At 43.5% G+C, this 12,161-nt stretch carries 9 protein-coding genes; 6 read left to right on the forward strand and 3 right to left on the reverse strand.

What is annotated here, in order from left to right:
* The first annotated feature begins 230 nt into the window (after positions 1 to 230).
* From thiI to ACED59_RS02655, 6 genes are all read left to right on the forward strand, one after another.
* Positions 231 to 1,679 (forward strand): tRNA uracil 4-sulfurtransferase ThiI, encoded by a 1,449-nt coding sequence (gene thiI / locus ACED59_RS02630; RefSeq protein WP_009847462.1) that lies wholly within the window; start codon positions 231 to 233, stop codon positions 1,677 to 1,679.
* 668 nt (positions 1,680 to 2,347) lie between these two features.
* Entirely contained in the window at positions 2,348 to 3,256 is a 909-nt protein-coding gene (locus tag ACED59_RS02635) for a transcriptional regulator GcvA (RefSeq protein ID WP_017063339.1), read from the forward strand.
* Positions 3,249 to 3,872, forward strand: a complete 624-nt coding sequence (locus ACED59_RS02640; RefSeq protein WP_029223795.1) for an alpha/beta fold hydrolase — start codon at positions 3,249 to 3,251, stop codon at positions 3,870 to 3,872. The genes ACED59_RS02635 and ACED59_RS02640 overlap by 8 nt, the downstream gene beginning before the upstream one ends.
* The gene (locus ACED59_RS02645) at positions 3,862 to 4,260 is read left to right on the forward strand and encodes a DUF423 domain-containing protein (protein ID WP_017069500.1); all 399 of its coding nucleotides are present in this window, start codon (positions 3,862 to 3,864) and stop codon (positions 4,258 to 4,260) included. Before ACED59_RS02640 ends, ACED59_RS02645 begins: the two co-directional genes overlap by 11 nt.
* Positions 4,257 to 5,348 carry a 23S rRNA (cytidine(2498)-2'-O)-methyltransferase RlmM gene (gene rlmM, locus ACED59_RS02650; RefSeq protein WP_029223796.1) on the forward strand — a complete coding sequence of 364 codons (1,092 nt, stop codon included), beginning with the start codon at positions 4,257 to 4,259 and terminating at the stop codon, positions 5,346 to 5,348. Before ACED59_RS02645 ends, rlmM begins: the two co-directional genes overlap by 4 nt.
* A 450-nt stretch (positions 5,349 to 5,798) precedes the next feature.
* Positions 5,799 to 7,829 (forward strand): TonB-dependent receptor, encoded by a 2,031-nt coding sequence (locus ACED59_RS02655; RefSeq protein ID WP_017096795.1) that lies wholly within the window; start codon positions 5,799 to 5,801, stop codon positions 7,827 to 7,829.
* Positions 7,830 to 8,030: 201 nt separating this feature from the next.
* Here ACED59_RS02655 and xni read toward each other — a convergent pair whose 3' ends face one another.
* From xni to ACED59_RS02670, 3 genes are all read right to left on the reverse strand, one after another.
* The gene (xni, locus tag ACED59_RS02660) at positions 8,031 to 8,804 is read right to left on the reverse strand and encodes a flap endonuclease Xni (protein ID WP_009847458.1); all 774 of its coding nucleotides are present in this window, start codon (positions 8,802 to 8,804) and stop codon (positions 8,031 to 8,033) included.
* A 141-nt stretch (positions 8,805 to 8,945) separates the two neighbouring features.
* The gene (ppnN, locus tag ACED59_RS02665) at positions 8,946 to 10,313 is read right to left on the reverse strand and encodes a nucleotide 5'-monophosphate nucleosidase PpnN (protein ID WP_017096796.1); all 1,368 of its coding nucleotides are present in this window, start codon (positions 10,311 to 10,313) and stop codon (positions 8,946 to 8,948) included.
* 261 nt (positions 10,314 to 10,574) lie between these two features.
* Positions 10,575 to 12,140 carry a GGDEF domain-containing protein gene (locus tag ACED59_RS02670; protein WP_012604633.1) on the reverse strand — a complete coding sequence of 522 codons (1,566 nt, stop codon included), beginning with the start codon at positions 12,138 to 12,140 and terminating at the stop codon, positions 10,575 to 10,577.
* Between the last annotated feature and the right edge of the window lie 21 nt (positions 12,141 to 12,161).

Raw genomic sequence — 12,161 nt, forward strand, 5'->3', positions numbered from 1 at the left:
GAGGATATGGATAAATGAGCTTGGATGAAATCGAGACGATAGTTTGTCACTAAGGTGAGTTTATTAATGGCACCAAAGCACGCACTCTTTTCCTTGTTTGATTTTCTCATGTATAATTCGCGCCCTTAGATTTAATATTGATCTATTATTGCTTCAATAACTATGTGAAATGACCTTTTACGTGGTGATGAACCTATTAAAATTGTGAACCTTATTGGCGTGAAAGTACTATGAAATTTATTGTTAAGCCCCACCCGGAAATTTTTGTAAAAAGTGAATCGGTGCGTAAGCGCTTCACAAAGATTCTAGAACGTAATATTCGTACTATTCTTCAGCGTCGTACTGAGTCTGTGGCTGTCTTCAACCGCCGTGACCATATCGAAGTGACGTCTGAGAGCGACAAATACTTTAAAGAAACACTTGAAGTATTGACGCAAACTCCGGGTATTCATCACTCCCTTGAAGTTCAGCAATCAGAATTTAAAGACCTGCACAATATTTACGAGCAAGTTCTCGAGCGTAGCGGTGCTCTTATTGAAGGTAAGACTTTCTCTGTACGTGCTAAGCGTCGTGGTAAGCATGATTTTACTTCTATCGAGCTAGAACGCTACGTAGGCGGCGGTCTAAACCAAGCGGTTGAATCAGCAAAAGTAAAACTGAAAAATCCAGATATTACCGTTAAAGTTGAAGTCGAGAACGATAAGCTAAACCAAGTTATTGAACGTCATAAAGGCCTAGGTGGTTTCCCTCTTGGTACTCAAGAAGATCTGCTTAGCTTGATTTCTGGTGGCTTTGATTCTGGTGTTTCAAGCTACTTACACATCAAACGTGGTTCTAAAGTGCATTACTGCTTCTTCAATCTTGGTGGCCCTGCTCACGAGATTGGTGTTAAGCAAGTTTCTCACTATCTATGGGATAAATACGGTTCATCTGCAAAGGTGAAGTTCATCTCTATTGATTTTGAACCTGTAGTTGCAGAGATCCTTGAGAACGTTGAAGACGGCCAAATGGGCGTTGTTCTTAAGCGTATGTTCATGCGTGCTGGTGGTATGGTTGCAGAGCGTTTCGGTATCGAAGCACTAGTAACGGGTGAAGCTCTTGGTCAGGTTTCTAGCCAAACGCTAACTAACCTGCGTCATATCGACAACGTGACGGACACTTTGATCCTTCGTCCACTGATCAACTGGGACAAAGAAGATATCATCGACCTGTCTCGCAAGATTGGTACTGAAGACTTCGCTAAAGTAATGCCTGAGTATTGTGGTGTTATCTCTAAGAAGCCGACCGTGAAAGCGAAGAAAGGCAAACTAGAAGCGGAAGAAGCTAAGTTTAACTTCGAAGTGCTGGAGCAAGTGATCGAGAACGCTCGTATTATGGATATCCGTGATATCGAGAAAGAGAGCCAAGAACAGGCACCAGAAGTGGAGCAAGTTCAAGCCGTTGCTGAGCACGCTGTCGTTCTTGATATCCGTAGCCCAGACGAAGAAGATGAAAGCCCGCTAGAGATCGATGGTGTTGAAATCAAACACATCCCGTTCTTCAAGCTTTCAACTCAGTTTGGTGACCTAGACCAATCGAAAGAGTACTTGTTGTACTGTGACCGTGGTGTCATGAGCCGTCTGCAAGCGCTTTACTTGCAAGAACAAGGCTTCCACAACGTTAAGGTTTACCGCCCATAGTGGTGTGTTGACCAACCGTTAATAATTTTGCAAAGCCGCATACTGAAAAGTAAGCGGCTTTTTTATTGTCTATGATGAAGGATTGACAGTAGACAGAGGCATGCGTTTGGACGTGCTATCGTCATGCTCAGCTTTGAAATTTTGGATTGATAGAACTGGTGAGATCTAAACGGGTCTATAAGTACTGAAGAAGTGTGAGTATCTTGAAGTATTCTGTTACTTTTTAGTGCAACTCAATGGTGCTATTTGTATGTGTTCAGTTGTTTATTTGAGTGGGTGTCTGATTCTGTGATTAGCGATGAAAAATAATAAAGATTAATTAGCACAGCTATTGATAAACTTATTGTTACTTTTCTTTGGACATAAAAAAACACCGCCCATAAGGCGGTGTAAACAAATTTGACAGACAGGTCAAAATAAATACAGGAAGTACATGCCTCGTTTCAGTATAGAACTGCAACAAAACATTTGGTAGAACTCTACCCAACTCGAAAAGAACGAGTTTGCAAACACAACATCGCAGGAGCTAAACCAATTGATTCTAGAGAGAATCAAGCCGTTCAGGCTAGCTGCTGCGGGATGAAATATAGAATTTCTCTGGCCGCTAGGCAATGGACAAATTATAATGTTTCAGATAAAAAAAACTAATGCTTATTTAGAGAGTAACTATGTCTCGTCGATTACCCCCATTAAACTCGCTAAGAGTGTTTGAAGCTGCTGCTCGACACTTGAGTTTTACGCGTGCCGCAGAAGAGTTGTTTGTTACTCAAGCCGCGGTCAGTCATCAGATTAAAGCGCTTGAAGAATTCTTATCTTTGAAGCTGTTTCGTCGAAGAAACCGCTCTTTGTTGCTGACGGAAGAAGGCCAAAGCTACTTCTTGGATATCAAAGATATTTTTACATCACTGGCAGAAGCGACAGACAAAGTTCTTGAGCGAAGTGAGAAGGGCGCATTGACCATCAGTTTGCCGCCGAGTTTTGCTATTCAATGGTTGGTACCAAGACTCGCTGACTTTAATCAGCAAGAACCTGATATTGATGTAAGAATCAAAGCCGTTGATATGGATGAAGGCTCGCTGACCGATGATGTAGACGTGGCTATTTACTATGGCCGAGGGAACTGGTCGGGGCTCAGAGCCGATAAGCTTTACCAAGAATATTTGATCCCTCTTTGCTCACCTTCCGTGCTGCTAGGAGCTAAACCTTTAGAATCTCTCAGTGATTTGGCATGTCATACGCTATTACATGATACATCTCGAAAGGATTGGAAACAGTTTGCCAAGCAAAATGGCATCGATGGGGTTAACGTTAACCATGGTCCTATCTTCAGTCACTCAACCATGGTGTTGCAGGCGGCCGCTCACGGGCAAGGTATTGCTTTGGGTAATAATGTGTTGGCGCAACCTGAAATCGAAGCAGGTCGTTTGATTGCACCTTTTGATGAAGTGTTGGTAAGTAAGAACGCCTTCTATGTGGTGTGTCATGAGAAACAAGCTGACATGGGGCGTATTGCGACTTTCCGTGATTGGATGTTGGCGAAAGCGCAAAGTGAACAAGAGGACTTACTTGATGAATAACCTCATCATTGATGGTGAAGACAACCCAATAACTTTTATCTTTGCACATGGTGCTGGCGCAGGCATGGATCATGAATTCATGCAGTCGGTAGCAAAAGGGCTGGCGTTTAAAGGGATACGAGTGATTCGTTTTAATTTCCCTTACATGATCAAGCGTGCTGAAGATGGTAAGCGTCGTCCACCTGATCGAGCCCCTAAACTGCTCGAAGCTTACCAAGAGATTATCGGACAGGTAGATGCCGATAAGCTTGTTATTGGCGGTAAGTCGATGGGAGGACGTATGGCGAGTCATTTGTCTGAAGTGGATAAGGTGGCTGCAATGGCCTGTTTAGGCTTTCCTTTCCATCCACCAGGCAAACCAGAGAAATACAAAGGTGAGCACTTGGCTGAGTTAGCAAAGCCGTGTCTTATTCTACAAGGTGAACGTGATACCTTTGGTAAGCGAGAAGAGTTTGCTGATTTCGACCTGTCGGATTCGATTCGTGTTGAGTTTATTCCTGATGGCGATCACAGCTTTAAGCCTCGTAAGAGCTCTGGCTACACCGAACAGCAGAACATAGCGTTAACCGTTGAGAAACTATCGGCGTTTATCAAAGAGGTGCTTAATGAGAAGTAAGTATTTACTCACTTTTGCAGGTATCTCTGGCGCAATAGCCGTAATGCTAGGTGCCTTCGCCGCTCACGGGTTAAAAGCTGTCTTGCCAGAGTATCTGCTAGGCGTGTTTGAGACAGGTGTTCAGTACCAGTTTATCCATACACTAGCAATATTGGCGTGTGGTGCTCTGCTACAGATGAAACTTGGTGCTAAATCACAAAAATATTTTTTCATTGCGGCAATTTGCTTTATCATCGGCATCCTTTGTTTTAGTGGCAGCCTTTATGGCTTAGCACTGACAGGAATAAAATGGTTTGGCCCTATAACACCGTTTGGTGGTCTACTATTTATCATTGGTTGGGGAGTCTTCTCCTTCGCTGCTTTGAATATAAAAGAGGTAACTCAGTGAAACACGTACTACTTTATTGTCGCTCTGGTTTTGAAAAAGAATGTGCTGGCGAAATTCAAGACAAGGCAACACAACTGGAAGTGTTTGGTTTTCCTCGCTTAAAGAACAATACAGGCTTTGTATTGTTTGAATGTTATCAAGCAGGCGAAGCCGATAAACTGGTAAAAGAGATCGACTTCCAATCGTTGATCTTTGCTCGTCAAATGATCGCGGTAGCGGTTGAAATCAAAGATCTGCCGACTGATGATCGTATTTCTCCAATTCTTGAGGCGCTTTCTGAGAAAGAAGGTTTCCCACGTTGTGGCGATATCCGTATTGAAACACCAGACACTAATGAAGCGAAAGAGCTTTTGAAGTTCTGCCGTAAGTTTACTGTGCCAATGCGTCAGGCAATGCGCGGTAAAGGGCTGATGACAGCGAAAGACAACGCTAAGAAGCCAGTGCTTCATTTATGCTTTATCGCGCCGGGTCACTGTTTTGTTGGTTACTCTTACCCAACTAACAACTCACAGTTCTTCATGGGTATTCCTCGTTTGAAATTCCCATCAGATGCGCCAAGCCGTTCTACATTGAAGCTAGAAGAAGCATTCCACGTATTCATCCCTCGTGATGAGTGGGACGAACGTCTGGCTCCGGGTATGTGGGGCGTAGATTTAGGCGCGTGTCCAGGTGGTTGGACTTACCAATTGGTTAAGCGCTCTATGTTTGTTCACTGTGTTGATAACGGCATGATGGCAGACAGCCTAATGGAAACGGGTCAAATTAAGCACCACATGGTGGATGGTTTTAAATTCGAACCTGACCGTAAGAACGTCACTTGGATTATCTGTGACATGGTTGAGAAGCCGGCTCGTGTTGCTCATTTAATGGGGGAGTGGATCATCAAAGGCTGGGCGAAAGAAGCACTGTTCAACCTTAAACTGCCAATGAAAGGCCGTTACGATGAAGTTCTGCAGGATATCGAAAACCTAAAACAGTTCCTGATTGATAACAAAGTGAAGTTCAAGATGCAGGCGAAGCACCTTTACCACGATCGCGAAGAGATCACGGTTCATATTCAGTCGCTTTCGAATATCTCACCGTACTAATATTTACGTTAGTGTGTCAGTGATAAATAAAATGCTCCTTTAGGGGCATTTTTTATATCTTAAGTTTGTTTATGAGCTTGATTATCGCTTCGTACTGATAGTTTAGAAAGGTTGGTCTATGTGCGTTTTTTAGTCATATTTAAGTGTAAATATGACTAATTCAACTTGGTTGATAGTCGTCGAATTGTCGACTATTAGTGTCGATATGAGACAAAAAAGCCGTAAGCTATCGATACTTACGGCTACCTAGTTCAGCGATGAAACGAAGAAGGGTTTATTTAAAATTCAGCAGTAAATTACAGCAAGAACATCCTAATCAAATTGTATTTTATTATAAGTAAGTAAATGTAAGTAAAGAATGTAAATGATAACTATTACTATTAACATTGTAATTAGTGTCGTGTACCATTCGTGCACTTTCACTTAAATCTATAAAATATAAGTCGCATTATGAAACTTAAAGCACTATCAGTAGCCGTTACGGTTGCCTTAACCTCATTTACAGCATTTGCTGCCGACGAACCAGAAACCGTAGTCGTTATCGGTTCTGCCCTTGACCAATTGATTCAGACTGAAATCAACTCTGACACACTGGAAAAGAAGCAAGCATCAGACATCAAAGATGTTTTGAATACTATGCCTAGCGTTACGGTTGACGGGAACGCACGTTACTCTCGCAAAGTATTTGTACGTGGTATGGAAGACAAATTTGCCGTAGTGACTATTGATGGTGCGCGACAAGAAGGTCAGCTTTTCCACCACTCTGGTGACCAAGCGATTGATCCTGCAATGCTAAAAAGAGCTGAAATTGAATTAGGTGGTAACTCTGCACTGTCAGGTTCTGGTGCTATCAATGGTTCATTTAGCTACGAAACGAAAGACCCAAGCGATCTTCTTAAGCCGGGTGAAAGCGTTGGTGCTCGAGTAAAAACAAGCTATCAAACAGCTTATGAGCGTTTTGCAACCAACGTTGCTGTGTATGCAAAAGTGAACGACAAGCTGGAGTTCATGGGTATTGCGAACTATTCAGAAGATGGCGATCTGCACATTCCTGATCAAGAAGCGGTAACCTCTAAGCAGGGTGAGCTTAAGTCGGGTTTGGCTAAAGTTGTTTTCATTCCTAATGATGCCAATGAATTTAAACTGACTTTCAACCGATACAGTGATGGTGGTACGCGTCAGCTTTCTGGCGAAAAGGCGGGTGCTCTGTATGCTGACGATAAACATGACTATCATTCGCTTAATCGCGATACAGTGACGCTACAGCACGAATACGATGCAGGTAGTGATCTAGTTCATCTGAAAAGTAATGTTTACTACAACCGTCAATACATGGATCGTGATGCTCTTGAAGGTACCGCTTGGGGCAAAACACCGGCAGGTAAATGGTTCAAAGATGGCAAAATGTCTTACCCTAAGCGTGAATACAATGTAACAACCATTGGTGGTGACATTCGTAACGTTTCTTGGGTTGGTGAGCATGAGCTTACTTATGGTCTTGAGGGCTACAAAGCCAAGCAATGGATTGATGCCGGTCAAGGCGTATATCTAAGCGGTACTAAGCAAGGTCAAACCGAGAACTACAGCATGGATGGTGGTACGGTGACGGCTTACGGTCTGTATCTACAAGATATGTACGAATTCAGCGATTTCCGTCTGACAACAGGTCTTCGTTACGACGTTCATAAACTGGGTGGCGTGTATAAGGGCGAGTTTGATCAGCTATCTCCAAAGTTCAAAGGTGAATACCAAACAACGGAAAACCTAAAACTTCGTGTGGGTTACGGTCGTCTGTTTAAAGGTGCGTCACTACCAGAAACGCTGACGATGAAAGCACCAAGCAAAGTTAAGCAGTCTGATACTAAGGCGATGACGGGTAATAACTACGAAGCTGGTTTTGATTACGAGCTAACACGTTTGCTTGCGGCTGATTACGCGATTCTAGGTTTCACGGCTTATACTTATGACCTTGATAACCAAATGCACCCAACTAAGAACAACGCAACATTATCGAATAAGTATGATGTTGAAGTTTGGGGTGTAGAGACTGTATTGAGCTATCAGTTAGACGCGTTAAGTGTTTACGCTAACCACTCTTACTCTGATGGCGAGCAAAAGAGCCTGAAAAATGGCAAGACAAGCCACATGAATAAAACCGGTATTCATAACTTTAAGGCCGGTTTTAACTACAGCCTAAACAATGAATTTGTGTTTGGTTGGGATTCACGCTTTGTTCCGGGAAACGATTACGAGAACGAAAAAGGCAAAGAGATCAAACGCTCAGGCTTCGCAACGCACAACATTTGGGCGGCTTACACACCGACGTTTGCTAAAGACCTAGAGATGAACCTTGGTATCGATAACCTGCTTGATAAGAAGTACGCTGAGCATACTGGTTTTGGTATCTCTTGGGGTTCAGAAAAGTACACCAGCTATGAAGCGGGTCGTAACTTTAAAGCTTCTATCGCTTATAGCTTCTAATCTGCTCTTAGCTGAAAGTTACTCTAGAAATAGAGACTTATCAGTATAAGTGCAATGTTTCGTCTTAAAATGAAACAACAAAAAAGCCTTAGTTCAGACTAAGGCTTTTCTGCTTTCTAATGATTGAGTTTCTAATTTGTTGATTTATAAGCGGATTTATTTCTAACGGTTAGCTTTAATGACTGAATTTGTGACGTCAGATTAAGACACAGCTTCGTAGCGAATATCTTGCAGATTAAAACCTAAATCGATGTCTGTTTTGAGTGCAGAAACGAGCTTACATACGCGAGCCGACTCGATATGCTCATCGAATTTCTTACGATACTTTTTCGGTAAGTCTTCAGCTAGGAATGCTGTTTCGATATCAGGGTATGTCGTTAATATCTCTTTGGCTGCTTTTGGCCCTATACCAGGAATTCCGGGGACTTGGCTTGAGCTGACGCCCGTTAATCCCCAGTAATCTGCCAGTTGCTCTGGCTTTACACCAAATTCCGCTTCGATAAAGGGCTTATCTAACCAACGGTGCTGGAAATAATCACGGATCTGAAGCGTTGGTGACAACAGTTGGCAGTAGCCCTTATCCGTGGAAATGATAGTGACGGTTTCTCCGTGGTCAGCGACTTTCTTTGCCAATGTTGCGACGAGATCATCCGCTTCATCGCCATCAGACAGCAGTGAATCAATCCCTAATTCCCACCAAGCTTGTTGAATCGCATCGAGACCTTTCATTAATGGTTCTGGCATCGGCTTACGGTTTTGCTTATAAGCGGGAAGGACTTCCGCGCGCCAACCTCGATCTTGTAAATGATGATCAAATACTGCAATGATATGAGTGGGCTTTGATTCGTTTAGGATGCGATTAAGAGTACGAGCAGTCGTGGTGATGGTTCTTGCAATATCGGTTGGGTCCGGCTGAACAGAGTGCACGCGTCGGATGAGGTTCAAGGCATCGATAATAACAAGATGGATAGACATAAGTTTCCACTAAATAGGCAATAAATAAGGGGCTGCTAGCCCCTTATAGTAACGTATCACTTGGTGAGTTGAAACTTTGGTGACGTAAACGTCATGACTTGTTTAACTTTATACTTGTGGCTTGTTATCAGTTACTTGCCGTTATTCGCTGCTAGGCATAATTTTATAGCAAGGAACATAGTCAGTGCCGCCCGGCAGTTTCATTCGATGCTGTTCAACAAAGTCATTCAGCAGCTGGTCCATTTTTGTCATCAGCTCTTTGTCGCCATCAATCAGGAAGGGGCCATGTTTCTCTATCTCCAAAATACCTTCAGCTTTGACGTTACCTGCCACAATTCCAGAGAAGGCTTTACGTAGATTCGCCGCAAGGCTTTCTGTTTTCTGATCCATATGCAGATCAAGCGCCGCCATAGATTCATGTGTAGGGTCGAATGGCAGTTGGAACTCAGGTTCAATATGCAGTGACCAGTTGTAGCTGTAGGCATCGCCAGTCTCTTTACGGTGAGAGCGTACATCTGGCATTGCCTGCTTCATGATTTTCGCAGCGCGTGCTGGGTCATCAATCACGATCTCATAGTGTTTCTGCGCATCAGGCCCTAAGGTTTCGCCGATGAACTTATCAATCGAACGGAAGTAAGCTTCACTCTCTTTTGAGCCTGTTAAAACAATCGGCATGGGTTGGTCGACGTTATTAGGGTGCATCATGATCCCTAATATATACAGCAGCTCTTCGGCAGTGCCGGGGCCTCCAGGGAAAATAATGATGCCATGGGCCATACGCACGAAGGCTTCAAGACGCTTTTCGATATCTGGCATGATCACCAGTTCATTCACGATTGGGTTTGGTGGCTCAGCCGCAATGATTGATGGTTCAGTTAGCCCTAAGTAACGGTGGTCTGTATAGCGCTGTTTAGCGTGACCAATGGCAGCCCCTTTCATTGGCCCTTCCATTGCCCCCGGTCCACAACCGGTACAGATATTCAGCTCACGCAGGCCAAGTTCATTCCCCACTTCGCGAGTGTATTGGTATTCAGTTGCATTAATTGAATGACCACCCCAGCACACGATCAGGTTAGGTTCGATACCTGGCGTAAGTGCGCCTGCATTTCTCAAGATACCAAACACAAGGTTGGTAATATGAGTGGCATTGGTCAGGTTGAGTCTTTGGTTATCTGCAAGGTGCATGTTGACGTAGACAATGTCGCGCAACACTGAGAATAAGTGTTCTTGGATACCCTTGATGATTTCACCATCGACAAAGGCATGCTCTGGTGGGTTGCTCAGTTCAAGCTTGATCCCGCGCTCACGACGCACCACCTCAACATCGAATGACAGGTACTTGTCGAGTAATTCTTTGGAGTTGTCGGTGTGGCTACCCGAGTTGAGTACCGCTAACGTACAGTTACGATAAAGCTGATACAGATCACTAGATGCGGTTTTTTTAAGACGCTCAACTTCAAGTTGAGAGAGTAAATCCATGCTACCGGCAGGGCTGATATGAGTGATCATAGTGCCTCCTTGTTGAAAGGAACTAGGGGACGTTGGAAGTAGCCCTTTAGTTCGAGATGAGAAGCTAACGTTGAAAGTGTTTGGTTAAAGGCGAGAGAATTAACCAGACGAAACGATTACGACAGCGTTGCTCTTTTAAATACAGCATGCTTGCCAAGAATGCTTGTTAAGCGAATGTTAATCATTAGCTTAGCAAACATTGAGGGATATGGTATGTGATAAGTATTTGAAAAAATGAAATAAATTAAATCTAGGGCTGTCTTAGTCCCAAACAAGTTGGTTGTTACCGCGCTGTTTGGCTTTGTTTAGTGTTTTATTGAGTCGTTCTAATACTTCTTCAGGTGTGTCTGACTCTTTAAACGGAGTACTTGCCGCGCACAAGGTAATTGTGATTTGTTGGTCACGGAATTTGAAAGGTAAGCGGCTGACTTGATTCTGGATGCTTTGAGTCACTTGATGGCAATATTCATCGCTTTGCTCGGGAAGTAGCAAGATGAACTCTTCACCAGAAAAGCGAGCGACAGTATCGGTAGTACCAATTTCTTTGGTGATCGCTCTTGCGATGATCTTGAGTGCTTTGTCACCAGCGGTATAGCCAAAGCTATCGTTAATTGCTTTGAAGTTATCGATATCTAGCAGCACGACTCTTAGTGAGTGTTGTGCGCGAATCCAGCGACGATATTCTAACTCTAAACGATCGGTGAAGGCGGTACGGTTGTAGATCTTAGTCAGAGGGTCAAGCAGCATACGCTGAGCCTGATCTTCTAGACGCTTGCGGTAATCTTGGGTGACTTCATAGAGCGAATCTAATTGGTTTTTTCCGTAGCTCATTCTTTCTATTAGAGCTTGTTCTTTCTGTTCTGCGTGATTCAGTCTTTCTGAAAGAGAGGCAATTTCACTGAGCAGCGGGTTTATCGAAAGTTTTAAGTTATCAATATCCGTTGCTTTATCAACAGAGCTTTGGCTCTTAGTAACAAGTTCATTCAACTCAGAATTAAGACCTTGGCGATGTTCAAAATAGCTTTGGCTCTGGTCGGAGTTTTGATCTGCTGTTTTGATACTAGAAGCGAGCGAGGAATTGAGTTGTTCGATAAATTGTTCAGACTGCTTACGCTCTAGGCTCGTGCCATCAATCACCAGCTTGAGGATCTGAAGTGCTAGCTCAAGTAGGTTTTGTGTTGAAACACCAAGTAGTAGCTTCGCTCGAATATCGGTCAGTAGATCCCCCGATTCACCCTCGAAGTCGAGTTCAGTGATCAGGTGTTGTAATTCGTTTGATAGTTCGGAAAGGAGTTCTTGTTCAGTTGATTGATCTACGTCGGCAAAATGAGTGCGTGAGTTGTTTGCCATAATCTTAATGGCACGCTCATAAATGCTGAGAAGCTTCATGGCATGGTCGACTTTTTGACTGCCATGACACTCGGAGAAGCTAAGTAAGTTTCTTAGATCGCGCTTTAGCTGTGCCGGAAGGCCAGTTATACGCTGCAGCGTTTCCCCACTGTGCTTAATACTATCATCCAGATATCCGTTCTGTTTATCCATAGCCAACGTTTTTTGCTTGAGCATCCTTTCTAATACTGCCAACTTGGGGATCATTGAGCTAATGTCTTTTTGCTTTTCGAGCTCTTCCCTAAGGGCAATGAGATTTTCATCTAAATGAGTGTTGCTGCCAACACATGCATCACTTAAAGACGTAACGATACGCTTGAGAACTTTTTGTTCTCGAATAAATTTGAACGAGGTATCTCTTTGCGTCAAGCGGACTTGATCCAACTGATATTTCAGCTGGTGGAGTTGCGCCTGAATGTCTTTTTCAAGAATGCCCATAGATGTATTAATTAGCGCCGC

Origin of the sequence: Vibrio sp. FF266, assembly GCF_041439695.1 — a bacterium.
In the GTDB taxonomy this organism is placed as follows: domain Bacteria; phylum Pseudomonadota; class Gammaproteobacteria; order Enterobacterales; family Vibrionaceae; genus Vibrio; species Vibrio tasmaniensis_A.

Coding starts and splice junctions, on each gene's coding strand:
- ppnN (WP_017096796.1), bottom strand. CDS start 10,313: ATGATCACTCATATCAGCCCTGCCGGTAGCATGGATTTACTCTCTCAA.
- ACED59_RS02655 (WP_017096795.1), top strand. CDS start 5,799: ATGAAACTTAAAGCACTATCAGTAGCCGTTACGGTTGCCTTAACCTCA.
- xni (WP_009847458.1), bottom strand. CDS start 8,804: ATGTCTATCCATCTTGTTATTATCGATGCCTTGAACCTCATCCGACGC.
- thiI (WP_009847462.1), top strand. CDS start 231: ATGAAATTTATTGTTAAGCCCCACCCGGAAATTTTTGTAAAAAGTGAA.
- ACED59_RS02635 (WP_017063339.1), top strand. CDS start 2,348: ATGTCTCGTCGATTACCCCCATTAAACTCGCTAAGAGTGTTTGAAGCT.
- ACED59_RS02645 (WP_017069500.1), top strand. CDS start 3,862: ATGAGAAGTAAGTATTTACTCACTTTTGCAGGTATCTCTGGCGCAATA.
- ACED59_RS02640 (WP_029223795.1), top strand. CDS start 3,249: ATGAATAACCTCATCATTGATGGTGAAGACAACCCAATAACTTTTATC.
- ACED59_RS02670 (WP_012604633.1), bottom strand. CDS start 12,140: ATGGGCATTCTTGAAAAAGACATTCAGGCGCAACTCCACCAGCTGAAA.